Origin of the sequence: Microbacterium sp. str. 'China', from assembly GCF_002993305.1 — a bacterium.
GTDB classification, from domain to species: domain Bacteria; phylum Actinomycetota; class Actinomycetes; order Actinomycetales; family Microbacteriaceae; genus Microbacterium; species Microbacterium paraoxydans.
In genome coordinates, this window is the sequence record NZ_CP027434.1 from 80,680 (window position 1) to 104,260 (window position 23,581).

The window sequence follows — 23,581 nt, forward strand, 5'->3', positions numbered from 1 at the left end:
GTTCCGACGAACCCCCGTCGAAGGCGCAGAAGCCTCCGACGGGTAACACAATACCATCGCCGGGAGCGGAGTACACGCCGTACCCGCAGGGATCCTGGGGTCTCGCGTGCTGTCAGGGGGCGTCGAGCGGAGCGGGCCGCCCCGCGCGAGGCGCGCGAAGACCTCGGAGTCGGGCGACCAGGATCGTCGCGCGGGTGAGTTCCACCCCCAGCGCGGCGAGGACCACGAGTGCCGCGACCCAGTACAGCTCGATCACGTTCCCCACCTCGCCGGCGTCGGCGTAGGCGGTGGTGCTCGACGGTGCGGCGGGGAGCGACGGGGCGACATCCGCCTCCCGGTGTTCGTACCCGACGCCGAGCTGCCCGGCGATCGTCTCGAGGTTTCCCTCGTCGATGACGGAGAGTGCATCCGCACCCTGGTACTGGATGTACTCGGAGCCGTTCTGGTCGAGCCCGCCCGTCGTGACGCGCATGGGACCGCCCTCCGTCGTGCCGTACCCGAAGACGGCACCCGCGTCGGTGTAGCGCGCGCTGTCGGCGAAGGACTCCGGGGCGGACCCCGTGGTCTGCTCGCCGTCGCCGAAGTAGAAGACCATGCGCGAACGGTCCGGCGACGACTCCGCCGCGGCGGCGAGGGTCTCGCTCAGCAGCGGAGCGGCCACGCCGATCGAGCTGCCGCGCGACTGGCTCGTGACCTCGGGGCGCAGCACGTCGAGTGAGCCGAGCAGGGCGGTGGTGTCGGTGGTCAGCGGGATCCGCAGCTCGGCGGCCGCATCCGAGGTGAGGAGGGCGAAGCGGGCTCCGGGGTACTCCTCCACGAGCGCGCGCACGTCGGCGCGCACACCGTCGAGCCGGGGAGCGCCGTCGTCCCAGTCCTCGGCCACGATGCTCGCGGTGGTGTCGACGACGAGCACGATGTCGGTGTCGGTCGCCAGGGTCTGCGTGGAGCCGCCGGGGAGCCCCGGCCGCAGCAGCATCACGGCGCAGGCGAGCACCATCACGAGGCGCAGCGCCCAGAGGGACCGATGCACGGCGAGAGCGCGTCGGTCGGTCACGACCTCGCCCCCGGCACGCGGCGCACGCACGAGCATCCAGACGGCCACGCCGGCGACACCGGCGCACAGCAGCAGGATGAGGAACATGGGGAGCACGGGTTGGAAGATCACAGGCGCACCCTCCAGACCAGCACGACGAAGCCGAGCGCGAGGACCGACAGGACGGCGATCCACAGGTTCGGAGTGTCCGTCCAGACCACCTGCGCCTCGCCGCGCAGTGCCGTGGCCTCCTGCTTCTGCACCTCGTCGATGATGTCCCCGACCGTGGTCGTGTCGCGGAGCCCGTAGGCGGCGCCCCCGGTGGCCTCGGCGGCGGCGGCCAGCTCGGCGCTGACGGCGGCGTCCTTGCCCTCGACCGGGTTGATCGCGAACACCCGGACATCCTTCGAGGCCGCATACGCCGCGGCCTCATCGAGCGTCACGATCGAGGCGCCGTTGATCTCGTTGTCCGTCGCGAAGATCACGGACCGGGACCGGTCGTCGTCCGGGTGATCGAAGCCCATGGTGCAGGCCGCGAGTCCGTCGCCGATGAGGGAGGCGCCGTCGCCGTTGAGCGTGCCCAGCCAGTGCTCCGGGATCTCATCCACGTAGTCGAAGCTCGACATCATGCTCGCGAGGTGCTCGCGGATGAAGTCGTAGTCGTCGGTGAGGGGGAAGATCTGTACGGGAGAGCTGTTGAAGATCGTCAGGCCGATGCGCTCGCCCTCGAAGCCGTCGAGCAGCTCGTCGAACACGGAGAGCACCTCGACGTCGACCTCCGACATCGAACCCGACACGTCCAGGCACAGCATGATGTCGCGGCTCGTGTCGACGGGTTGGACGGTCTGGGCGGACATCGGACGCGCGGCCACGACGCCGGCGACCAGCGCGGCCCCCGCACCGAGGGCGAGCAGACCCGTCAGGGCGACGGCGCGACGGGATAGCGCCTGGCGGAAGGACGGCAGCGCTCGCAGCCGCTCCGCCCTGGCCACGCGAGCGGTGTCCGCGGCGCGCCGGTCCCGGTGGCGGCGCAGGCCGACCGCGAGACCGATCGCCACCGCGGCGACGACGACCGCCGCGGCGAGGACCAGCATCCAGACGTTCGCTAGTGCCACGCGCGTACCACCGTCCTGGCGGCTTCGGCGCCGGCGGCCGGATCGATGGCGGGCCCCTGCCGGAAGATGCTCGGATAGTAGTGGCGGCCCATCGCGTCGATGAGCGCAGGGTGCACGCCGCGGGAGACGAGGTCGTCGAGGGTGAGCACCGGTGCTTCCAGGCCGCTGTACTCGTTGACGAACGTGCGCACGACGCGGCTCAGCTCCAGGTTCGCCTGCCGCGCGGAGAGGTGGCGGTCACGGTAGTCGTGCTCGACGCGATCGATGCGGTCGAGGTACTCCGAGCGCAGAGCGGACAGCACGTCGAGCGTGGACGGCTGACCGGCATCCGCGGCCGCTCCGGAGGCGGCGGTGCGGGGGCGAGTGAGCCGGAACAGCAGCCACGCGCCGACGATCAGCAGGGCGAGGATGCCGAGCGCGAGCAGCATCCATCCCCACCCGTACTGCGCGGGCGGGTAGAGCTCGTCAGAACCGGGCATCGGACCTCCGGTTCAACAGGTGCAGCAGCTGCGGAACGGCGTCGTCCTGACCGTCGAGCGCGCCGTGACTGATCTCCATCCGCGTGAGCAGGTCGGCGAGCCGGGCGGCGTCGGCAGCCCGCTGCGCACCGAGCTCGTTCACGATCGCCCGGTCGCCCTGGATGAAATCGGGGACCTCCCAGAGGCTGTCGACGTCGGCGCGCAGCCGGGCGGAACGGTGGTCGAGCACCGGTTCGGCGTCGCGCAGGGTGAGCCAGAGCACGTCGTGCTGCACCCGCAGGCGGCGAAGCAGGCGCTCGGTCTCGGTAGTGACCGGGGCCTCGTCAGTGAGCACGACCACGATCATGCGCCGTGCGATCGTCCGCGTGACGAAGGACAGCAGGGCGTCGCGATCGCTGGGGGCCGCCGCGTCGTCGACCGCGCGGTCGATCGTCCGCAGCGCGTGTTCGAGGGCGCCCTCGCTGCGCCCCGGTGCCAGGCGACGGACGCGGGAGGCGTCGCCGTAGACGACCGTGAAGTCGTCGCCGTGCCGGAGCGTCAGCACGCCGAGGGCTCCGGTCGCCAGGATCGCCAGGTCCTTCTTCGAGCGCTCGTCCGCGGCGAGAGCGGTCATAGAGCGTCCCGTGTCGACGACGAACATCACCGTGTGCATGCGCGTGGCCCGTGACCGCTTGACCAACGGGGTGCCGAGGCGGGCGGTCGCGCGCCAGTCGATGTCGCGCACCTGGTCGCCGTACTCGTACTTGCGCAGGTCCTCGAAGTCGAGGCTCCGCCCGTGCAGCAACGACGCGTAGGCGCCGTCGAGCGCGTGCAGCGACTTGCGGTTCGAGTGGATGAAGAGCTTGCTCTTCACCTGCGTGATGAGGCTGGGCATCTGGCGCGGGATCCCTGAACGTGTCGACGGGTCAGGGGGTGGGCACGGCGGCGAAGATCTGGTTGATGATCTCCTCGCTGCGGATGCCCTCGGCGTCAGCCTCGAACGTCAGCAGCACGCGGTGCCGCAGCACGAGGTGTCGCAGGGCGCGGATGTCCTCGGGAAGGACGTGGGTCCGGCCGCTGAGGAGGGCGAGGGCGCGCGAGGCCTGGAGGAAGGCGATGCTGGCCCGCGGGCTCGCGCCGTACTTGATGAAGCGGGCGCGCTCGTCCCCGATGTACGGCGCGGGATTCCGGGTCACGTACGCGATCGACACGATGTAGTTGCGGATCGCGGGGTCGACGTAGATGCGGCTCGCGACGTCCTGCAGCAGGTGCACGTCGTCCAGCGTGACGGCGCTGTGCACGTGCCGGTCGGGGTCGAGCACGCCCGAGTCGATGCGGCTGAGGATCTCGAACTCCTCCGCCGGGCTCGGGTACTCCACGATCTCCTTGAGGAGGAACCGGTCCATCTGCGCTTCGGGCAGCTCGTACGTGCCCTCCTGCTCGATGGGGTTCTGCGTCGCGATCACGAGGAACGGCTTCGGCAGCGGGTGGATCTCGCCGCCGATGGTGGTCTGGTGCTCCTGCATCGCCTCGAGCATGGCGCTCTGGGTCTTGGCGCTGGAGCGGTTGATCTCGTCGAGCAGCACGAAGTTCGCGTGCACGGGGCCGAGCACCGTCCGGAAGCTGCCCGTCGCGGCGTCGTAGATCTGGTTGCCCGTGATGTCGCTCGGCAGGAGGTCGGGCGTGCACTGGATGCGCTTGAACTTCGCCTTCACGGTGTCCGCGAGCGTGCTGGCGGCAGTGGTCTTGGCGAGGCCAGGCACGCTCTCGAGGAGGATGTGACCGCCGGCGATGAGCGCCACGAGCAGGCTGGTGCGCAGGCGCTCCTGGCCCACCATCTTCGCGGAGTACGCGTCGGAGATCGTCTGCAGCACGGAACCGGCGCGCGCCATCTCGGCGTCGGTCGGAGCGGCGGCGGGGGCCGCTGCGGCGATCGGCGCGGCGGACGCGGGCGGTGGCGGGGGTGCGGAGATCGTCGGCGGGGTCGGCGCGTCGGCGTCGGTCATCGGTCTTCGTCTCCCTCGGTCACACGCGGGCCCGCACGGCGCGCCCCTCCGCCGACCAGCGTAATCGCAACCTGCGCGGAGGTCGCCGCTAAGCGGCCGGATGAGTCTGCTCCAACGCCTCCATTGACATGCAACGTTTTACCCGCTGATACTTGGCTTGTTAGATACCGACCCGACTATGCGAGAGGAGGAGCTATGTCGTTCACAGTTCGGGCAACCAAGGAACGTGACATCAGCTGGGGTGTTCTCTGAGAACGCGCACGCCACCCCGTATCGCTCGGCCTCCTCGGTCGAGCGATACGGGGCCGGAAGGAACTTCATGCGACCGCAGATCAAAAGAGCGCTACCCATCTATTGGCTCGCTGACGATGTCGTCCGCATCGGCGCGCAGCAGGGGATTACGAAGGAGCTCACCGACCCGCAGGGCCAATTGCGCGTCCTGTTACCGCTGCTCGACGGCAGGCGTGAGTACGGCGAGGTCCTTCGAGAGGCGTGCCAAGCCCTCGGCGACCTGTCTGAAGACGACGTGCGCGAGGGGATCCAGTATCTCGACGCAAGCGGCCTCATCGAGGACGCGTGCTCTTACGACAGCCTGCCCGTTCGGCTGGAGGCCAATCAGACGTTCTTTGCGGCCGCCGCCGAGAATACGCAGGCAGCGGCGAATCGTGCCCAGCACGTTCTCCGCGAGTCTCATGTCGTTCTGCTCGGGCTCGGAGGGGGCGGAAGCGCAAGCCTCCCGCAGCTTCTGGCGTGCGGCCTCCGTAAGCTCACCATCCTCGACTACGACGTCGTAGATGAGAGCAACCTCAACCGGCAGACTCTGTTCCGGACGAGTGATATCGGGCGGAAGAAGACCGACGTAAGCGCAGAGTATTGTCGAGCGTTCGCGCCGGACGTCGATGTCGAGGTGTTCGATCTGAAGGTCGCCTCGGTGGACGACATCATTCGGGTCGCGCGGGGAGCCGACGTCATCATCTGCGCCATCGATGAGCCTCGGTTCATTGCCCAACGCCGTGCGAACGCCGCGGCGGTGCGGCTCGGAATCCCCGTCGTCATCATGCTCACTCAGCACACCAGCGGCCGCTTCTTCTCGGTGGTTCCGCGAGAGTCCGGCTGCCTCGATTGCTTGCACATCTTCGACGAACTCAACACGGATGGCTTCCTGCGTCAGTTCCATGCACTGATGTCGCCGGCGAGAGACGCGGCGACCGCGGCGATTGCGCCGCACATTCAGAGGCTCACGTCCTTCGGCGTGGACGAGGCGATGCGCCTGATCACCGGATACGCGGCCCCTTTGGGTCTCGGCCGACAGGTCGAGGTGAACTACATCTCAGGAGCGCTCCGCATCATCATGAACTGGGATCGACACCCGGGCTGCCCGACGTGCGGATCGGGCGACTCCCAGTTCGACTACATCTTCGATGCCGACCCGCTGTGAATCCGCCTCGGCTGGGTCTCTGGCGCGTCCGCGACTATCGGGCGTGGTTCGCCGGTGACACGCTCACCCAAGTCGGCCTGAGCATCGGGGCCTTCGCCTTCACTCTTCTCGGCTACTACGTCACATCCGACGCCTTTCTCGCAGGGCTGATCGGCACTGTCTCGGCCGTCGCGCGGGCGGTGTCGACCCTTCCTGGCGGCGTTCTCGCCGACAGGTTCGACGCCCGAAGGCTGATGATCTGGTCGGGCGCGTCCGCGTTCGCGATCTACGCAGGGCTGTCGGCGATGTACGTCACGGGCACGCTGACGACAGCTGCGCTCATCGTGATCGCGGCAGGAGAGGGGCTCGTCGTGGGGCTCTTCTTCACGGTCACGGACGTCGCGCTCCCGCGCATCGTCGGGAAGCGATTCCTGGCCGAGGCATCCGCAGCCAACCAGTCTCGCGACGCAGCCATCCGGCTTGCGGCGGCACCGGTATCGGGGCTGCTTTTCGGTGTGCACCCTTCGTTGCCGCTGATCGTCTCGGCGGTCGCTCGGCTCGGAGAAGTCGGATCCGCCCTCGCGATACGCAAGGACCTCAGCCCCGAGGGCCTCGGTGACGAAGCGGGGGTGCGATCGCTCGCCGCAGGTCGTCGTTGGCTGGCGGTGTGGCGTCAACCGCGAACACTCATCGGTCTGATCGTGCTGGTCAACTTCTGCCTGGGTGCCTGTGGAATGACCATCGTGCTCAGCCAGCAACAGACAGGCACCCCCGCGTGGCAGATCGGAACCATCCAGACCATGCAGGGCGCAGGCGTGCTCGCAGGTGGAGCCGTCGCGGGATGGATACTCCGCCGATACAGCGGGCGCGCGATCGTGCGCCTATCGATCTGCATGATCACTCTGGCGTTCACCGCTCTTCTCGTTACTCAGAGCGTTCCCGCTGTGGCGGTCATCGGCTTCGTCGCCTCGATGCCGTTGATACCTCTCAACGCCGTGCAGGGGTCGTACCTCGCGTTGATCATCCCCGACCAGATCCGCGGTCGCGTGCTGTCGCTTTCGTCCTTGCTCGGAGCGCTCGCCGGCGGTGCCGCGCCTCTGCTGGCCGGAGCGCTTCTGGAGTACGCCGGTTACTACCTTGCGGTCGGGGTGCCTCTCGCCATCCTCGCGGGCACGGCGGTGGCCGCCGCGCTCTCCAGGGCGGTCGGAGCTATTCCCCGGAGGAGCGAGTTCGACCAGGTCGAACCGCTTCCCCTGTCCGCGGGTGCCATCGCAGACGCGTGATGAGCACGCCGAGCAGGCACAGCGCGCCGCCCACGAACATGAGCGGGGTGGGCACCTCCTCGAGGATCAGCCAGGACAGCAGGATCGCGAGGGCCGGGACCACGTACGTCGTCGCTGAGGTCTTCCCCGCGGTGCTGCGCTGCAGCACGTACGCCCAGGTGGTGAAGGCGATGGCGGTGGGGAAGATCCCGAGGTAGACCACCCACAGCGTCGCGTCGAGCGGCGCCGTCTGCACGTCGGCGATCAACGCGCCGAGCCAGGGAAGCAGGGCGATCGTGCCGGCGGCCGCCCCGAGCCAGGTCAGCGTGGTGGCGTCGGCCCCCGAGGTGAGCAGGTGTTTCTGCAGCAGGGTGCACCCCGCGTACATGACCGCGGCGAGAAGGGCCAGCAGGAGGCCCGTGAGGTCGGGGCCGGTGCTGCTGGTGGAGTTCATGCCGATGAGGACCACCCCGAGGAAGGCGATGGGGGCGCCGATCACCAGGGGGCGGGGGAATCCCTCCCGGAGGAAGAGACCGCTGAAGACGACGACCATGAGTGGCGCCAGGTTCACGACCATCGCGGCGGTTCCGGCGTCGAGGGTGCGTTCGGCGCTGTTGAGGGCCAGGTTGTAGATGCAGAACCATCCGACTCCCCACACGGCGATCAGCAGCCAGTGGCGGCGCTCCGGGAGCCGGATGCCGTGCCGCAGCGCGATGATCGTCAGCACGAGGGTGCCCACGGCCATGCGCAGCAGCGCCAAGGCCCCGGGGTCGTAGTGCGGCCCCGCGCCACGGATCCCGATGAAGGCCGAGGCCCAGAGCACCACCGTCACCGCGGCCGCGAGCAGGACCAGGGCGCCGCGCGATCGCGCCGGCGAGCCCTGCGGGTCGAGCCGCTCCGATGCCCTGATGTCCTGTCGCACCGTCCGATCCTGGCACCGGCCGCCGACATCGGCGATGCGCGGAAGCGACAGCCGTCGTCGCATTCCCGCCAGCGTCGCCGCGGGGCACTGCTAACGTCGAAGAGCAGCCACTGTCCGGGCGGGTCGAGCGTTCCGCTCCCACCGGGGAAGAACTGTCCTCCTCTCCCGGATACGGCTGCGCCCGATACATGACGGAAGAGTTTGAGGACGATACGTGACGAACAGTGAACGAGTAGCGATCATCGGCGCCGGCCCCTCGGGGATGGCGCAGCTGCGGGCCTTCGAGTCCGCGGCCCGTGCGGGGGCGGAGATCCCCGAACTGGTCTGCTTCGAGAAGCAGGCCGACTGGGGCGGCCAGTGGAACTACACCTGGCGCACCGGGCTGGACGAGCACGGCGAGCCCGTGCACTCCAGCATGTACCGCAACCTGTGGTCGAACGGCCCGAAGGAGGCCCTGGAGTTCGCCGACTACACCTTCGACGAGCACTTCGGACGGCCGATCTCGTCGTACCCGCCGCGTCCGGTGCTGTGGGACTACATCGCCGGGCGTCTCGCGAAGACGCAGGTGCGCGACCTCATCCGTTTCGAGACCGCGGTGCGCTGGGTGGAGTTCGACGAGGAGCGTGAGATGTTCCGCCTCACCAGCGAGCATCTGCCCACCGGACGCACGACCACGGAGGAGTTCGACCGGGTCGTCGTGGCCAGCGGTCACTTCTCCTTCCCGAACGTGCCGCACTTCGACGGCATCGAGACCTTCCCCGGATCCGTCGCCCACGCGCACGACTTCCGGGGCGCGGAGGCCCTCGCCGGGCGGGACGTGCTCGTGATCGGGTCGAGCTACTCGGCGGAGGACATCGGCAGCCAGGCGTTCAAGATGGGCGCCCGCTCGGTCACCGCGAGCTACCGGACCGCGCCGATGGGATACGACTGGCCGGAGGGCTTCGAGGAGCGTCCGTGCGTCGAGCGCTTCGAGGGCCGTACCGTGCACTTCGCCGACGGCACCTCGAAGGAGGTCGACGCGGTCATCCTCTGCACCGGCTACCTGCACAAGTACCCGTTCCTGCCCGCGGAGCTCGCCCTGTCCTCGCCGAACAACGTCTACCCCGACGGGCTGTACCGGGGGGTGCTCTGGCAGGGCAACCCGCGCCTCGCCTACCTCGGCGCGCAGGACCAGTGGTTCACGTTCAACATGTTCGACGCGCAGGCGTGGTTCGTGCGCGACGTCATCCTCGGCCGGATCGCCCTGCCCGACGAGGGCGAGCGTGCCGCGTCCATCGTCGCGTGGCGGAAGCGGTTCGCCGAGATCGACTCGGCGGCGACGGAGATCCGCTTCCAGGCCGACTACATCCGCGACCTGCTGGAGTGCACCGACTATCCGGCGTTCGACCTCGATCGCGTCGTGGAGATCTTCCTCGCCTGGAAGCACGACAAGAAGGCCGACATCATGGGCTACCGCGACCGCGTGTACCCCTCGGTCATGACCGGGACGCTCGCCGCCGCACACCACACCCCGTGGCTGGACGAGCTCGACGACTCCCTCGAGCGCTATCTCGAGGCCGACGCGCTCCTCGTCTGATCGCCGACCCACCCCCTTCCGGCCGTCCCACCCCTTTTCGTACGTTCGCAAGGGGGTGGGGCGCACGGGAAGGGGTGGGTCACCGCCGGGCCCGACGCCGCCCGATCCCCACGACGAGCGCGGCGGTGGCGAGGATGATCGCGGCGATGAGGAGCACCCAGAGCGCGACGCCGCCGTAGCCGCCGTTCAGCGCGGGATCGAGGAAGGGGTACGGGTACCACCACGGGTTCCCGGTCGCGGGTGCGGTCACGAGGTTCGCGCGGAGCAGTGTGTAGATCACCCACACGATCGGGAAGATCGCGGCGACCCCCACGGTGCCCCAGCCGAGTGCACGACGACGCGGCGCGAACAGCACGTCGGCGAGCAGGACGAGCGGGACGACGACGTGCAGCACCTCGTTCGACCAGGCGACCGTCGCCCCCTGCGGCAGCGCGATCCCGCGGAGCAGCGTGTTGTAGACGACGCCCGTGACGATCATGTAGGTGCTCGCGCACACGAGCAGCGTCGCCAGCCACGTCGGTTCGACTCTCGCGTCGCGGTGCGTCAGCCCCCAGACCCCGCCGACGGCCAGCACCACCGCTGCCAGCACGTTGGAGAGGATCGTGAAGAAGCTGAAGAAGTTCGCGAACACCGTGGGCAGGTGCGCGCCCCACGCGGTGTCTGCGGCGAGGGCGATCTCCAGGGTGCGCACGAGCTGCGCGACGATCGCCGCCACCGCGAGCGCCGCCGCCCCGAGTCGGATGTAAGGCCACCACCGCGTCATCGCCACCTCCGTCGCCACTGTAGCGGGATCGAAACCGTGCCTCCGCCCCGGGTGTGGGATCGAAACCGTGCCTCCGGCGACCCCGGGAGGAGCGTATTCCGTCCCGTATCGCGCTTCCCCGGCGGACTAGCTTCGGCAATGATGGTCGAGATGGCGTCACGAAGGCCACGGACCCGCCGGAGGTAGTCATGTCGTACGACATCGAAGTGTATGGAAAGCTCCGGCTCGCACCGTCCGAGGTGCAGACCGGGACGAGTTCAGTCACAGCGAGCGAGATCGCTGGCGAGGGGCTCGTTCAGGCCTTCACTCATGATTCAGGGGAGTACTGCTTCATCGCCGACGGGCCCCACGACGTCGGCGGCGAAGACATGGACAGTGTTCCCACCGGTCTCCCCGACAACGTGCGCTTCCGGTACAGAGTCGTCGTCGAAGGTTCTGCGCAGCCGCATATCGGACATGCGCTGCGTTTCGCGGATGAGCTTGCCGGGGTGGTGGGAGGGGTCGTGCACGACCCACAGGTCGTCGTGGAGGAGACGTCCGACCCTCGATACGTGTCACGGAGGACCGGGCCCAGCCGCGAGAAGTTCCTGCACGTCGAGTGGTTCCGGCGCTTCGACGAGGAAAGCCCTTCGTTTGCCCAGATGTATCTCGAGTCAGCGAAGGAGCATCTTCCGGCCGCACTGGCCACCGTGTTCGGGTTCAGCGAGCCACTACGAGGAAAGCTCGCAGCGGAGGGGGCGGAAGGGGTCGACCGCATCTACCGAGAGGATGGTGACCGCAGCAGACTGGTCCTCCGAGGGCGGAAGCCGCTCATCTCGGGATTTGTCAGTGGGTGGTCCGATCAGTCCATCGCTGAACAGCAGCGCGTCCGGCTCGTCTTCGACGCGGCTGCGCTCTCCAAGCCTCGGTTCGTCAGTGCCTTCGAGAGCTTCTTCATCGAGTTGGCACGGCGTTCGAGCAGCTTCTTCTCGTACGCCGAGGTCACGCAGTCCCGCTTCTCACCGACGATGGCGCTGCCGCAATGGGGTGAGTGGCCGGGGCTGCCGCAGAGCCCTCCGTGGCTGAGCTGGTTCTCCACGGAGTACGCCGACCTCGTCCGCCCGCATCTGACCGCGGGTGCGCATCGCGAGCTGAGCGGCGGCATGGTCTATCGCTCGAACATGCCCGCGACGAGCGTCAGCGCTTCATGGACGGAGCCGGGGGCCTGGGTCCCCTCCGAGTTCGTTCCTGTTCAGGCGGATCCTGACAACCACCGCAAATCGACGGCTCGCGCGAGCGAGATGCCCGTCGCGCTCCTGTCATCGGACTACTTCGTCAAGGTCCGGTGAACGCGAGTTTTCGCACGATAGCGTCGGTGGGGCCGCTCGGAGGGCAAGCTTCCTGGCCAGTGCGAGGGGAAAAGACGGGTGTCATACGATCTTGACGTTTTCGGGAGCGTGAGAGTGAGCCCTCGTGAGTTGGCGAAGATCGCCGCACTACATGGCCGCCACCCGATCTCGTGGGCTCGGTCCGCACCACACCAGGCGGTCCCCGTGGGATCGCACAGGCGAAGGTCGTGCCGGAATCGCTACGAGTCCCTTCCTCGTGAGCGGAAGTGCTGGTCCTCGGTGAGCCTTCGTCGACGAACGCGCGCCACCGCCTGATACGGGATCGAAACCGCGCCCCCAGGGCCTCGGGCCGGTGTGTATTCCGTCCCGTATCGCGCTTCCGAGGGCTGTCGGAGGCCTGCCGATAGGATGGGAGAGCCCGATCGGGCCAGCTCATCCGCCGGTGGAATCCCGGCGAGAGGCATCATCCAGGGGGTTACCCATGCCAGGAATCGTTATCGTCGGCGTGCAGTGGGGCGACGAAGGAAAGGGCAAGGCCACCGATCTGCTCGGTGAGCGCACCGACTGGGTGGTGAAGTTCAACGGCGGCAACAACGCCGGGCACACCGTCGTCGTGGGCGATGAGAAGTACGCCCTGCACCTGCTGCCCTCCGGCATCCTGTCGCCGGGCGTGAACCCGGTCATCGGCAACGGCGTGGTCATCGACCTCGAGGTGCTCTTCTCCGAGCTGGAGGCCCTGTCCGCCCGCGGCATCGACGTCTCGCGGCTCAAGGTCAGCGCCAATGCGCACATCATCACCCAGTACCACCGCACGCTCGACAAGGTCACCGAGCGTTTCCTCGGCAAGCGCAACATCGGCACGACCGGCCGCGGCATCGGTCCGGCCTACGCCGACAAGATCAACCGCGTCGGCATCCGCGTGCAGGACCTCTTCGACGAGAACATCCTGCGCCAGAAGGTCGAGGGCGCCCTCGATCAGAAGAACCACCTCCTGGTGAAGGTCTTCAACCGCCGCGCCGTCACCTGCGACGAGATCGTCGACGACCTGCTCTCCTACGCCGAGCGTCTGCGTCCGATGGTCGCCGACACCGGCTACCTCATCGACCAGGCCCTGAGCCGCGGCGAGGTCGTCGTGTTCGAGGGTGGTCAGGCGACGATGCTCGACATCGACCACGGCACCTACCCGTTCGTCACCTCGTCCTCGGCCACGGCCGGCGGCGCCTCGACCGGCTCCGGGGTCGGCCCCGGCGCCCTCGACCGCATCGTGGGCATCGTCAAGGCCTACACGACCCGCGTCGGCTCCGGTCCGTTTCCGACCGAGCTGTTCGACGAGCAGGGCGACTGGCTGCGCAAGCAGGGCTTCGAGTTCGGCACCACCACCGGGCGTCCCCGCCGCGTGGGCTGGTACGACGCCCCCATCACCCGGTACGCCACGCGCATCAACGGCATCACCGACCTCGTGCTCACGAAGCTCGACATCCTCACGGGCCTGGAGAAGATCCCCGTGTGCGTCGCCTACGACGTGGACGGGGAGCGGTTCGACGAGGTGCCGGTGAACCAGACCGACTTCCACCACGCGAAGCCGATCCTGGAGTACTTCCCCGGGTGGAGCGAGGACATCTCGACCGCGCGCACCTTCGAGGACCTTCCGCAGACGGCGCAGGACTACGTGCTCGCGCTGGAGGAGATGAGCAACACCCGCATCTCGGTGATCGGCGTCGGTCCGGAGCGCGATCAGGTGATCGTGCGCCACGACCTGCTCGACTGACCGGCATGACGCGGTTCTGGCTCGGGGGCTACGGCCCGGCGATGGAGGGCTCCGCCGAGGGGATCGGCGTGCTGGCAGGCGACGAGGGTCGGGAGGCCACGACGCTCGCCTACCGCGGGCCCGTGACGCAGACGCCGTCGCCGTCGTGGCTGGCGGCGCATCCGTCCCTCGACGTCGTGTACGCGGCGCTGGAGGGCGATGCCGCCGTGCAGGCGTTCGCGCGCACCGGGGAGCTGGCGCTGACGCCGCTCGGCGATCCGGTGGCGACGGGGGACGGCGTCTGTCATCTCGCGGTGTCGCCGAACGGCCAGACGCTCGTCGCCAGTTGCTACGGCGACGGGCGGGTCGTCCGGTTCGCACTCGCCGCCGATGGTCGTCTCGTGCCGGCCAAGGAGGATGCCGCCGCGGCCCTGCGCGCCGCCCTGTTCGGCGACGGCGATCCGGATGCGGCACCGGCGACTCCCGCCGGGGACGGCGTCGCGGCGGTCGACCCGTACGGCGACGCGGGCCGCGCGTCGCACGCGCACGCCGCAGCCTTCCTGCCGGACGGGCGCGTGGCGACGACCGACCTCGGCTTCGATCTCGTCCGGTTCTGGCGCCTGCAGGGCACCGGGCTCGTCCTCGATCAGGAGGTCGTGCTTCCGCGCGGCACCGGTCCGCGCCACATGGTCGTGCATCCGAGTGGTCACCTGCATGTCGTGACCGAGTACTCCTGCGAGGTCTTCACACTTGCGGCGGCCGCCGACGGCACCTGGGGCGTCGTCTCCTCGGCTCCGGCGAGCCCCATCGCGCAGATCGGCGTGGACTTCCCCGCCGAGCTCGCCCGCTCGAAGGACGGCCAGTTCCTCTACACCGCCCTCCGCGGCAGCAACACCATCGCGGCGCTGCGAGTGCGCGGCAGCGGTGAGGCCCTGGAACCGGTCGCGCTCGCCGACTCCGGAGTCGACTGGCCGCGACACCACCTCGTCTACCAGGGCAAGCTCCTCGTCGCCGGTCAGCGCTCCGACACCGTCATGCTGCTCGACCTCGACGACCGCACCGGGGTCCCGCTCGGAATCCGGCACGAGGCGCAGGCTCCCGCGCCGACGAGCATCCTCCCGCTCCGCTGACGCCGGGCCGGTCGTACTCTTCTTTAGAGGCTTGACCTCAACCATTCTTGAGGTTCTAGCGTCGTCCTCATGACGACCGAGACCGGGCGCACCGCGCCGTCCACGCCCGCTCCGCCCCGCATCCTCGGCAGCGAGTACGTCTGGATCACGATCGGCGCGTGCGCCCTCGTGTTCCTCGGCGCCTTCGAATCGCTGGCGGTCACCACCGTGATGCCGGCGGTCAGCTCCGATCTCGACGGCGAGCGGCTGTACGCGCTGGCCTTCGCCGGACCGCTGGCGACGAGCGTGATCGGCATGGTGGTCGCCGGCAACTGGTCCGATCGGCGGGGTCCCGTGGTGCCGCTGTACGCCTCCGTCGCCCTGTTCACCGTGGGGCTGCTCGTCGCGGGGCTCGCGTCGACCATGGAGGTGCTCGTCGCGGGACGCTTCGCGCAGGGGCTCGGCAACGGCGGACTCATGGTGGCTCTCTACGTCGTGGTCGCCCGGGTGTACCCGACGTCCCTGCATCCGGCGATCTTCGCGGGGTTCGCCGCCGCGTGGGTCGTCCCCTCCCTGATCGGTCCGACGATCGCGGGTGCGGTCACGGAGGTGTGGAGCTGGCACTGGGTCTTCCTCGGGGTCGTGGTGCTCGTCGTGCTCGCGCTGCTGATGGTCGTCCCGGCCCTCCGCGGGCTCGCGCGCAGCGGAGACCCCACCACGCCGTGGGCTTTCGGGCGGCTGGGGTGGTCGGTGCTCGCCGCCTCCGCTGTGCTCGCCCTCGACCTCGTGGGCGAGGTCCCGGTCGCCGGGCCCTTCCTGTCGGCGGCCGCGGTGGTGATCGCGATCGCGGCGGTGCGCCCGCTCCTTCCGCGGGGCGCGCTCGTCGCCCGCCGGGGCCTGCCGTCGGTGATCCTCGTCCGTGGTCTCGGGGCGGCGGCGTTCTTCGGGGCGCAGATCTACCTGCCGTACCTGCTCACTGATCGGTACCTACTGTCGCCGACCCTCGCCGGGCTCGCGCTGACCGGGGGTGCGCTGGCCTGGTCGGCGGCGGCGACCGTCCAGGGGCGAATGGGCGAGCGCCTGTCGAGCGTGACCGCGGTGCGGGCGGGGACGATCCTCGTGGTCGTCGGGATCGCCCTGATCCTGGTGATCACGGTCACGCAGGCCGCCCCGCTGCTCGCCGCCCTCGCCTGGGTCGTCGCGGGTGCGGGCATGGGGTTGATGAGCCCGCGATCCAGTGCGCTCGTCCTCGCGATGTCCTCCCCGGCGGAACAGGGCTTCAACAGCGGAGCCATGACCGTGGCCGACTCCTTCGGGAGCGCGCTCGCCCTCGCCGTCACGGGCTCGCTCTTCGTCACGCTCGGGGCCGTAGCCGGCGTGGATGCGTTCGCGGGAGTCTTCGCGCTCGCCGCGGTGATCGGTGCGGCGGCGGCCGTCCTCGCCCCGCGGACAAGGAGCACGGAGCCCGCTGCGGAGTGATTTGCGCGGGCTGTGCGGGCACCTCTACCCTGGTGAACGGTGTTCAGGTGAACACCGTTCAGGAAGGAACACCCGATGGCATCCACCCCCCGCGACACCTCCGCGACCCTCGGCCGCGTCGCCGTCTTCGCCGCGCTCATCATCGTGCTCGGCACGGTCGTCGTCCCGCTGCCCGGCGGGGTGCCCATCACCGGACAGACGCTCGCCGTCATGCTCGCCGGTCTCGTCCTCGGCCCGCGGGTCGCACCGTGGTCGGTCGCCCTCGTCCTCCTGCTCGCGGCGGTCGGACTCCCGGTGCTCGCGGGTGGGCGCGGAGGTCTCGGGGTCTTCGTCGGCCCCACGGCGGGGTACCTGCTCGGCTGGATCGTGGGCGTCGTCGTCATCGGACTGCTGATGCGCACCGGTCGCCCGACCTGGTGGCGTACCGCGCTCGCGGCCTTCGTCGGCGGTGTGCTCGTCGTCTACGCCTTCGGCATCCCCGTCCAGGCTCTCGTCACCGGCGTCCCCTTCGACCTCACGGCCCTCTCGACCTTGGCCTTCCTGCCCGGCGATCTCATCAAGGTGACCGCAGCCACCCTCATCGTCATGGCCCTCCGTCGCGCCTATCCCCGGGCCTTCGCGGACCCCCGCACCGTCCCCTCCGTCGTCGCCTGACCCTAGGGCCGCCCCTGCTCGTCCCGTCGACTCCCCGTCGTGCACCCGGAAGGTCGGAAAGCGGATCCGACACCGCGAAGGACGGGCATATCGGCGGACGGGAACAACTCACCCGTGACTCGACGTTCCTCATGAGCGAGACTGGGCCACGGGCCGCCGCGGCCACGAGAGGGGCGAGCATGACTGCTGCCGACAAGACCGACGAATACGACCTCATCGTGCTGGGCGGTGGTCCGGTCGGGGAGAACGTGGCGGACCGTGCCGTGCAGGGCGGTCTCACCGCGATCATCGTGGAGAGCGAGCTCGTCGGCGGGGAGTGCTCCTACTGGGCGTGCATGCCGTCGAAGGCGCTGCTCCGCTCGGCCCAGGCGCTCCGTGCCGCGCAGCACGTCGCGGGCGCCGCGCAGGCCGTGACCGGGGCCCTCGATGTGCGCGCCGTGTTCGAGCGCCGCGACTCCTTCACGAGCAACTGGTCCGACGACGGGCAGGTGAAGTGGCTGGAGTCCGCTCACATCGACCTCGCCCGGGGTCACGGCCGGCTGACCGGGGAGCGCGAGGTCACGGTGACCGACCAGGACGGCGGCACCCGGGTGCTGCGCGCGCGTCACGCCGTCGCCATCAGCACCGGTTCGGATGCGGTCATCCCGCCGATCGAGGGCCTGCGGGAGGCCTCGCCCTGGACGAGCCGCGAGGCGACCAGCGCCGAGGAGCTGCCCGACAGTCTCGCGGTCATCGGTGGCGGTGTGGTCGCGGTCGAGATGGCCACCGCGTACGCCGCGCTCGGCTCGTCGGTGACGCTGCTCGCGCGCAGCGGGCTGCTGGGCGGGATGGAGCCCTTCGCCGGAGAGCGCGTGGCCGACGGCCTGCGTGAGCTCGGCGTCGACGTCCGCACCGACACCGGCACGACGGCGGTGCACCGCGACGGGGACCGGGTGACCATCACCCTCGACAACGGGGAGACGGTGACCGCGGCGGAGGTGCTCGTCGCGACCGGGCGCTCTCCGCGCAGCGCCGACATCGGGCTCGACGTGGCTGGCCTTGAGCCGGGCCGCTGGATCGAGACCGACGACACCCTCCGTGTCCCCGGGCACGACTGGCTCTACGCCGTGGGCGACGTCAACGGCCGCGTGCTGCTGACCCACCAGGGCAAGTACCAGGCGCGTGCCGCGGGTGACGTCATCGTCGCGCGGGCGAAGGGCGAGAGTGTGGATGACGCACCCTGGGGGCGTCACGCCGCCACGGCCGACCACGCCGCGGTGCCCCAGGTCACCTTCTCGATCCCGGAGGTCGGGTCCGTCGGCCTCACCGAGGCGGCAGCGAAGGACGCCGGCACTGCCGTCCGGGTCGTCGACTACGACCTCGGGTGGGTGGCGGGCGCGAGCCTGTACGAGGATGGCTTCGCCGGGCAGGCGCGCCTGGTCGTCGACACCGACCGCGACGTCGTCGTCGGTGCGACGTTCGTCGGCCCCGAGGTCGCCGAGCTCGTGCAGGCCGCGACCATCGCGATCGTCGGCGAGGTCCCGATCGCCCGACTCTGGCACGCCGTGCCCTCCTACCCCACGATCAGCGAGATCTGGTTGCGCCTGCTGGAGGGCTACGGCCGCGACTCGGCCTGATCCGGGCAATCCGATTCCGGTCGCGTGACGAACAGGACGCGCATTGTGTCCCAGATTGACGACCCCGCGCGCAACCCGGTGCCGGATGTCGCACCCGTCTTATACGCTCGAACCCACATCCGAGGAGGCAGGACCATGAAGGCTGTACTCGCAGGAAACGTCATCGCCGAGGCCGACCAGGACGACCTCATCCGCATCGAGGGGAACTGGTACTTCCCGCCGGCATCCGTCGCGCCGGACGCCCTCGTCGAGAGCCCCACCCCGTACACGTGTCCGTGGAAGGGCGAGTGCCAGTACTACTCCGTCCAGGTCGACGGGGAGCTGCACAAGGATCTCGCGTGGTCGTATCCGCATCCGTATCCGTCGGCGTTCGACCGGGTCGGCAAGGACTTCTCCGGCTACGTCGCCTTCGCCCCGGGCGTCGAGGTCTCGGCCTAGTCCCGCACGACGCACGACCGCACGTCCGCACGACCGTCGGAGAGACACCCTCATGATCGAGTTCCGCAACGTCACGAAGCGCTTCCCCGACGGGACGCTCGCCGTCGACGACTTCAGCCTCGTGCTGCCCTCCCGCAAGACCACCGTGTTCGTCGGATCGTCCGGCTGCGGGAAGACCACCCTGCTCCGGATGATCAACCGCATGGTGGAGCCGACGTCGGGGGAGGTCGAGATCGACGGGGAGAGCGTGCTGTCGGGCGACCCGGTCGCCCTGCGCCGGCGCATCGGCTATGTGATGCAGAACTCCGGGCTCATGCCGCACTTCACCGTCATCGACAACGTGGCCACCGTGCTGCGGCTGAACGGGGTGAAGCGTAGGCAGGCGCATGAGCGTGCTCGCGAGCTGCTCACGACCGTCGGCCTCGACCAGGCGCTCGCCGAGCGGTATCCGAGTCAGTTGTCGGGTGGTCAGCAGCAGCGCGTCGGGGTGGCCCGCGGACTCGCCGCCGACCCGAACATCCTCCTCATGGACGAGCCGTTCGGTGCGGTCGACCCCATCGTGCGCGCCGACCTCCAGCAGGAGACCCTGCGGCTGCAGCACGAGCTCGACAAGACGGTCGTGTTCGTCACGCACGACATCGACGAGGCCTTCCTCCTCGGCGACCAGGTCGTCATCCTCGACAAGGGCGCCCGGATCGTGCAGGTGGGCAGCCCGAGCGAGATCATCGAGAACCCGGCCGACGACTTCGTCTCGTCCTTCATCGGAGCCGACCGCGGCCGCCGTGCGCTGCACCTCAAGCAGACTCCGCGGGGAACCGTCGTCGTCGACTCCGAGGGGCGCACGCAGGGAGCGATCGTCGACGCGCCGGAGGGCGCGGTCGACGGAGCCGACACGGTGAGGGCGGCCCCGTGAACTGGGTCGGCGACAACCTCGGGCTGATCCTCGAGCTCACCGCGGTGCACCTGCAGCAGAGCGCGATCGCGATCGTGCTCGGTTTCGTGCTGGCGCTCCCGCTGGGGTGGGTGGCCTGGCGCTATCAGCTCGTGAAGGGTCCGGTCATCGTCCTCACCGGGCTGCTCTACACGATCCCCTCCCTCGCCCTCCTCATCCTGCTGCCGTCGGTGGCGGGCTACCCGGCGCGCAGCCCGGCCAACCTCGTCATCGGCCTGACGATCTACGCGATCGCGATCCTCGTCCGCGCGGTATCCGACGGCCTGGACTCGGTCGACCCCGCGATCCGGCAGTCGGCGGTCGCGATGGGCTACGGCGGGTTCCGCCGCTTCTGGACGGTCGACTTCCCGCTCGCCGGGCCGGTCATCCTCGCGGGCCTCCGAGTGGCGGCGGTGAGCACCATCTCGCTCGCGACGGTCGGCATCCTCGTCGGCGTCACGAACCTCGGCTACCTGTTCACGAACGGCCTCCAGCGCCGCATCCTCGCCGAGGTCTTCACCGGCATCGTCGCCGTCGTCGTCATCGCCCTGGTCATCGATCTCCTGCTGGTCCTCCTCGGGCGGGCCCTCATGCCGTGGACGCGGGCGGCGGCCACCCCTGCCGCTGCGCGGCGGACGATCACGCTGAGGACGGCCGCATGAACGTGTTCACCGAGGCCTTCGCCTGGCTGTTCTCACCCGACCGCTGGGTCGGGACGTACTCCCTCCCCGTCCTGTTCGGCCAGCATGTCTTCTACACGGTCATCTCCGTGCTGATCGCCGCGGTGATCGCCGTACCGCTCGGCTGGCTCATCGGGCACACCGGGAAAGGGCGGGAGATCGCGGTCGCCGTCTCCGGAGCGGCCCGCGCCATCCCGTCCTTCGGCCTCATGGTGCTGCTGGTGCTCCTGCTCGGGGTGCTGCGCACGCCCCTCGCGGCGATCATCACCTTCGTCGTCCTGGCGATCCCGTCCCTGCTGGCCGGCGCCTACACGGGCCTGGAGGCGGTCGACCGCCGAACCATCGACGCCGCGCGGGCGATGGGGATGACCGGCTGGCAGGTGTTCTGGAAGGTCGAGGTGCCGCTCGGCATGCCGCTGCTGGTCGGCGGCCTCCGCTCGGCGCTGCTGCAGGTCATCGCCACGGTGACGATCGCGGCCTACGTGAACCTCGGCGGCCTCGGCTGGCCGATCATCCAGGGCATCCCGCTCCGCCGCTTCGACCAGGTGCTCGGCGGCGCGATCCTCGTGGCGGTGCTCGCGCTCCTCGTCGACCTCCTGCTCGCGCTCGCCCAGCACGCCGCGGTGCCCCGCGGTGTGCGCACCCGTCCGCAACGACGCCGCGCTCGGGCGACCGCCCCCGCGGCCGCACCCGCCTGAACCACAGCATCGTCCCCCAGAGAAGAGGAAGTCCATGTTCACCGCACGAAAGTCCCGCCTCGCCCTTGCCGGCGGCGTCGCGCTCGCCGCCGCCCTCGCCCTCTCCGGCTGCGCCAACAGCAACCCGCTGGACGCGCCCACCGACGACGCCGGCGACGGTGGTGGCAGCGACACCATCGTCATCGGCTCGCAGGCCTACTACTCGAACGAGATCATCGCCGAGATCTACGCGCAGGCGCTCGAGGCCGCCGACTTCGACGTCGACCGCCAGTTCAGCATCGGCCAGCGCGACGCCTACATGCCGGACGTCGAGTCCGGGGCGATCGACCTGTTCCCCGAGTACACGGGCAACCTGCTCGAGTACCTGGACAAGGATGCGACCGCCACCAGCCCGGACGACGTCTACGCGGCCCTGAAGGACGCGCTCCCGGACGGCCTCACCGCGCTGGACTACGCCGAGGCCTCCGACCAGGACACCTACACGGTGCTCAAGAGCTTCGCCGAGGAGAACGACCTCACCTCGATCGCCGACCTCGCAGACGTCACCACCCCGGTCACGATCGGCGCGGCTCCCGAGTTCGAGCAGCGTCCGTACGGTCCCGCGGCGGCCAAGGAGGTCTACGGCGTCGACCTGGCGTTCTCCGCTACCGGTCCCACGACGCTGGAGTCGCTGCTCGCCGGCGAGATCCAGGTCGCGGACATCTACTCGGCCGATCCGGCATTCCAGACCGAGGACATCGTGGCGCTGGAAGACCCGGAGAACATCATCCTGGCCTCGAACGTCGTCCCGATCGCTTCCAGCGACGTGGCCGACGAGATCGCCGACGTCATCAACGGCATCAGCGCCAAGCTGACCGCCGAGGAGCTCGTCGCCCTCAACGTGCAGAGCACGGTCGACCAGAAGTCGGCGGAGGACATCGCGAAGCAGTGGCTGACGGACAACGACCTCGTCTGAATCGTCTCCCCGCGAAGCGCCCGGCCCTCAGGGGGCGGGCGCTTCGTCGTCCTCGACCGCCGGCGTGCACAGCTTCGGAGATCGCGCCCGACACGCCGCGGAGGACCCCGGGCTGACGGTGTGTCGCCCCGGATCTCGGAAGTTGTGCCCTGGGCGGGGGTGGGATCAGGTGCGGGAGTCCTGCTTCGGCACGACCACCTGCTTGACGATGATGAGGATCGAGGCGGTGACGGGCACGGCCACGAGGGCGCCGAGCAGCCCGAGGAGCGTGCCGCCGGCGAGGGCGCCGATGACGACGAGCGAGCCCGGCACGGCCACCGCCTTGTTCATGACCCGGGGGGTGAGCACGTACGCCTCGATCTGCATGTAGACGAGGTAGATGGCGGCGAAGACCAGCGCGGCGATCGGGTTCGTGAACAGCGCGAGGATGGTGCCGATCATCCAGAACAGCACCGAGCCGACGAGCGGGATGAGCGTGACGCAGAAGGCGATCGCGGCCATGAGCGGCGGGAACGGCAAGCCCAGCACGGTGTAGAGGATGAGGGCGAGAGTCGCGTTGCAGAACGCCAGGACGACCATCCCCATCACATAGCCGCCCACGGAGTCGGTGATCTGCTGGGAGATGTCGCCGGCGCGGCCGCGGTCGCGGGCCGGGACCAGGCGCAGCAGCCCCTGGCGCATGGCCGGCAGGGTCGCGAGGAAGTACAGCGTCAGCACGAGCACCACGATCGCGCCCGAGATACCGCTCGCGATGGACGCGCCGACCTGGAGCGCCCCGCCGCCGATCGTCGCGAGATTGCTGAAGTCCGAGAGGAAATCCTCCACTTCCGACACGAGGTCCTGGAACTGGTCGCCGAACTGGTCGTCGAGGGTGGCGTAGAGGTCGGACTTCGTGAAGTCCTGGATCATGCCGGGAACCGACTTCACGAACCCGGCGATCTGATCCACGACGATGGGCACGATCATCCAGAGGACGAGGGCGACGACGACGATGAGGGCGAGGATGGTCACGACGACGGAGAGCGCACGGGAGATGCCGCGACGCTCGAGGAAGCGGACGGCCGGGTCGAGACCGAGCGCGGCGAACAGGGCGAGAGCGATGTAGATGAGGACGGTGGAGAGGCTGTAGAGCGCGCTGCCGATCACGATCGCCCCGAGACCGCCGAGGGTCACGAGGAACCCGAAGACGAACGGCCGATCGATCCGCGTCCAGAATGAGCGACTGGGCGTGGTCGGCTCGATCACCACGGGGACGGACGGCTTCGCGGCGGCGTCTGGCGCCTTCACCGCGGCACCGACCAGCGCGGCGTCGACGGGGGCGGGGACGGAGTCCGGGGCGGGACCGCCCTGGCCGTCATGCGGAGCGGAGGCCGGCGACTGGTCGTTGCTCATGA

Annotated in this window: 22 protein-coding genes; 14 read left to right on the forward strand and 8 right to left on the reverse strand. The window is 69.5% G+C overall.

Translation table 11 applies throughout. From position 1 onward, the window contains the following. Window positions 1-112 precede the first annotated feature (112 nt). From C6C15_RS00380 to C6C15_RS00400, 5 genes are read right to left on the reverse strand one after another with little or no spacing between them, the layout of a single operon-like run. Entirely contained in the window at window positions 113-1,165 is a 1,053-nt protein-coding gene (locus C6C15_RS00380) for a vWA domain-containing protein (RefSeq protein ID WP_105948985.1), read from the reverse strand. Continuing rightward, window positions 1,162-2,148, reverse strand: a complete 987-nt coding sequence (locus C6C15_RS00385; RefSeq protein WP_231919548.1) for a VWA domain-containing protein — start codon at window positions 2,146-2,148, stop codon at window positions 1,162-1,164. The genes C6C15_RS00380 and C6C15_RS00385 overlap by 4 nt, the downstream gene beginning before the upstream one ends. Continuing rightward, complete coding sequence (locus tag C6C15_RS00390) at window positions 2,139-2,627, reverse strand: hypothetical protein (RefSeq protein WP_083370963.1); 489 nt, start codon at window positions 2,625-2,627, stop codon at window positions 2,139-2,141. The genes C6C15_RS00385 and C6C15_RS00390 overlap by 10 nt, the downstream gene beginning before the upstream one ends. Continuing rightward, complete coding sequence (locus tag C6C15_RS00395) at window positions 2,614-3,501, reverse strand: DUF58 domain-containing protein (RefSeq protein ID WP_105948986.1); 888 nt, start codon at window positions 3,499-3,501, stop codon at window positions 2,614-2,616. Before C6C15_RS00395 ends, C6C15_RS00390 begins: the two co-directional genes overlap by 14 nt. A 31-nt stretch (window positions 3,502-3,532) precedes the next feature. Continuing rightward, the gene (locus tag C6C15_RS00400) at window positions 3,533-4,612 is read right to left on the reverse strand and encodes an AAA family ATPase (RefSeq protein ID WP_199787676.1); all 1,080 of its coding nucleotides are present in this window, start codon (window positions 4,610-4,612) and stop codon (window positions 3,533-3,535) included. 319 nt (window positions 4,613-4,931) lie between these two features. Here C6C15_RS00400 and C6C15_RS00405 point away from each other — a divergent pair, with 319 nt between their 5' ends. After that, entirely contained in the window at window positions 4,932-6,050 is a 1,119-nt protein-coding gene (locus C6C15_RS00405; protein WP_158698488.1) for a HesA/MoeB/ThiF family protein, read from the forward strand. Beyond that, complete coding sequence (locus C6C15_RS00410) at window positions 6,047-7,312, forward strand: MFS transporter (protein WP_105948988.1); 1,266 nt, start codon at window positions 6,047-6,049, stop codon at window positions 7,310-7,312. Before C6C15_RS00405 ends, C6C15_RS00410 begins: the two co-directional genes overlap by 4 nt. On the opposite strand, the gene C6C15_RS00415 is transcribed toward C6C15_RS00410, so the two are convergent. Then, entirely contained in the window at window positions 7,239-8,213 is a 975-nt protein-coding gene (locus C6C15_RS00415; protein WP_234024188.1) for a DMT family transporter, read from the reverse strand. The genes C6C15_RS00410 and C6C15_RS00415 overlap by 74 nt on opposite strands. A 214-nt stretch (window positions 8,214-8,427) precedes the next feature. On the opposite strand from C6C15_RS00415, the gene C6C15_RS00420 reads away from it, so the two are divergent. Next, window positions 8,428-9,789 (forward strand): NAD(P)-binding domain-containing protein, encoded by a 1,362-nt coding sequence (locus C6C15_RS00420; protein WP_105948990.1) that lies wholly within the window; start codon window positions 8,428-8,430, stop codon window positions 9,787-9,789. 79 nt (window positions 9,790-9,868) lie between these two features. Here C6C15_RS00420 and C6C15_RS00425 read toward each other — a convergent pair whose 3' ends face one another. Beyond that, on the reverse strand, window positions 9,869-10,552 hold the full coding sequence (locus C6C15_RS00425; RefSeq protein WP_105950721.1) for a Pr6Pr family membrane protein: 684 nt from the start codon (window positions 10,550-10,552) through the stop codon (window positions 9,869-9,871). Between the two features lie 188 nt (window positions 10,553-10,740). Here C6C15_RS00425 and C6C15_RS00430 point away from each other — a divergent pair, with 188 nt between their 5' ends. From C6C15_RS00430 to C6C15_RS00480, 11 genes are all read left to right on the forward strand, one after another. Then, the gene (locus tag C6C15_RS00430) at window positions 10,741-11,880 is read left to right on the forward strand and encodes a hypothetical protein (RefSeq protein WP_105948991.1); all 1,140 of its coding nucleotides are present in this window, start codon (window positions 10,741-10,743) and stop codon (window positions 11,878-11,880) included. Window positions 11,881-12,361: 481 nt separating this feature from the next. Then, the gene (locus tag C6C15_RS00435) at window positions 12,362-13,648 is read left to right on the forward strand and encodes an adenylosuccinate synthase (RefSeq protein ID WP_060922320.1); all 1,287 of its coding nucleotides are present in this window, start codon (window positions 12,362-12,364) and stop codon (window positions 13,646-13,648) included. Between the two features lie 5 nt (window positions 13,649-13,653). Continuing rightward, a complete protein-coding gene (locus C6C15_RS00440) occupies window positions 13,654-14,757 on the forward strand; it encodes a lactonase family protein (protein ID WP_105948992.1) in 1,104 nt (367 codons plus the stop codon). A gap of 69 nt (window positions 14,758-14,826) precedes the next feature. Beyond that, the gene (locus C6C15_RS00445; protein WP_105948993.1) at window positions 14,827-16,215 is read left to right on the forward strand and encodes an MFS transporter; all 1,389 of its coding nucleotides are present in this window, start codon (window positions 14,827-14,829) and stop codon (window positions 16,213-16,215) included. Between the two features lie 75 nt (window positions 16,216-16,290). Continuing rightward, window positions 16,291-16,869, forward strand: a complete 579-nt coding sequence (locus C6C15_RS00450; protein ID WP_105948994.1) for a biotin transporter BioY — start codon at window positions 16,291-16,293, stop codon at window positions 16,867-16,869. Between the two features lie 179 nt (window positions 16,870-17,048). Then, complete coding sequence (locus C6C15_RS00455; RefSeq protein ID WP_105948995.1) at window positions 17,049-18,485, forward strand: dihydrolipoyl dehydrogenase family protein; 1,437 nt, start codon at window positions 17,049-17,051, stop codon at window positions 18,483-18,485. A gap of 135 nt (window positions 18,486-18,620) precedes the next feature. After that, the gene (locus C6C15_RS00460; protein WP_060922325.1) at window positions 18,621-18,923 is read left to right on the forward strand and encodes a DUF427 domain-containing protein; all 303 of its coding nucleotides are present in this window, start codon (window positions 18,621-18,623) and stop codon (window positions 18,921-18,923) included. Window positions 18,924-18,975: 52 nt separating this feature from the next. Then, window positions 18,976-19,836, forward strand: a complete 861-nt coding sequence (locus tag C6C15_RS00465) for an ABC transporter ATP-binding protein (RefSeq protein ID WP_105948996.1) — start codon at window positions 18,976-18,978, stop codon at window positions 19,834-19,836. After that, window positions 19,833-20,516, forward strand: a complete 684-nt coding sequence (locus tag C6C15_RS00470; RefSeq protein WP_025104210.1) for an ABC transporter permease — start codon at window positions 19,833-19,835, stop codon at window positions 20,514-20,516. The genes C6C15_RS00465 and C6C15_RS00470 overlap by 4 nt, the downstream gene beginning before the upstream one ends. Continuing rightward, window positions 20,513-21,232: an ABC transporter permease gene (locus C6C15_RS00475; RefSeq protein WP_060922327.1), complete on the forward strand. Its 720-nt coding sequence runs from the start codon at window positions 20,513-20,515 to the stop codon at window positions 21,230-21,232. The genes C6C15_RS00470 and C6C15_RS00475 overlap by 4 nt, the downstream gene beginning before the upstream one ends. 34 nt (window positions 21,233-21,266) lie before the next feature. Continuing rightward, a complete protein-coding gene (locus C6C15_RS00480) occupies window positions 21,267-22,187 on the forward strand; it encodes an ABC transporter substrate-binding protein (RefSeq protein WP_060922328.1) in 921 nt (306 codons plus the stop codon). Window positions 22,188-22,352: 165 nt separating this feature from the next. Here the strand turns inward: C6C15_RS00480 and C6C15_RS00485 are convergent, their stop codons facing one another. Next, a complete protein-coding gene (locus C6C15_RS00485) occupies window positions 22,353-23,579 on the reverse strand; it encodes an AI-2E family transporter (RefSeq protein WP_105948997.1) in 1,227 nt (408 codons plus the stop codon). Window positions 23,580-23,581 lie beyond the last annotated feature (2 nt).

Excerpts from the sequence above, each read along its gene's own strand:
- C6C15_RS00390 (WP_083370963.1), bottom strand. The coding sequence starts at position 2,627 with ATGCCCGGTTCTGACGAGCTCTACCCGCCCGCGCAGTACGGGTGGGGA.
- C6C15_RS00395 (WP_105948986.1), bottom strand. The coding sequence starts at position 3,501 with ATGCCCAGCCTCATCACGCAGGTGAAGAGCAAGCTCTTCATCCACTCG.
- C6C15_RS00400 (WP_199787676.1), bottom strand. The coding sequence starts at position 4,612 with ATGACCGACGCCGACGCGCCGACCCCGCCGACGATCTCCGCACCCCCG.
- C6C15_RS00405 (WP_158698488.1), top strand. The coding sequence starts at position 4,932 with ATGCGACCGCAGATCAAAAGAGCGCTACCCATCTATTGGCTCGCTGAC.
- C6C15_RS00425 (WP_105950721.1), bottom strand. The coding sequence starts at position 10,552 with ATGACGCGGTGGTGGCCTTACATCCGACTCGGGGCGGCGGCGCTCGCG.
- C6C15_RS00430 (WP_105948991.1), top strand. The coding sequence starts at position 10,741 with ATGTCGTACGACATCGAAGTGTATGGAAAGCTCCGGCTCGCACCGTCC.
- C6C15_RS00435 (WP_060922320.1), top strand. The coding sequence starts at position 12,362 with ATGCCAGGAATCGTTATCGTCGGCGTGCAGTGGGGCGACGAAGGAAAG.
- C6C15_RS00440 (WP_105948992.1), top strand. The coding sequence starts at position 13,654 with ATGACGCGGTTCTGGCTCGGGGGCTACGGCCCGGCGATGGAGGGCTCC.
- C6C15_RS00445 (WP_105948993.1), top strand. The coding sequence starts at position 14,827 with ATGACGACCGAGACCGGGCGCACCGCGCCGTCCACGCCCGCTCCGCCC.
- C6C15_RS00450 (WP_105948994.1), top strand. The coding sequence starts at position 16,291 with ATGGCATCCACCCCCCGCGACACCTCCGCGACCCTCGGCCGCGTCGCC.
- C6C15_RS00455 (WP_105948995.1), top strand. The coding sequence starts at position 17,049 with ATGACTGCTGCCGACAAGACCGACGAATACGACCTCATCGTGCTGGGC.
- C6C15_RS00460 (WP_060922325.1), top strand. The coding sequence starts at position 18,621 with ATGAAGGCTGTACTCGCAGGAAACGTCATCGCCGAGGCCGACCAGGAC.
- C6C15_RS00465 (WP_105948996.1), top strand. The coding sequence starts at position 18,976 with ATGATCGAGTTCCGCAACGTCACGAAGCGCTTCCCCGACGGGACGCTC.
- C6C15_RS00475 (WP_060922327.1), top strand. The coding sequence starts at position 20,513 with ATGAACGTGTTCACCGAGGCCTTCGCCTGGCTGTTCTCACCCGACCGC.
- C6C15_RS00480 (WP_060922328.1), top strand. The coding sequence starts at position 21,267 with ATGTTCACCGCACGAAAGTCCCGCCTCGCCCTTGCCGGCGGCGTCGCG.
- C6C15_RS00485 (WP_105948997.1), bottom strand. The coding sequence starts at position 23,579 with ATGAGCAACGACCAGTCGCCGGCCTCCGCTCCGCATGACGGCCAGGGC.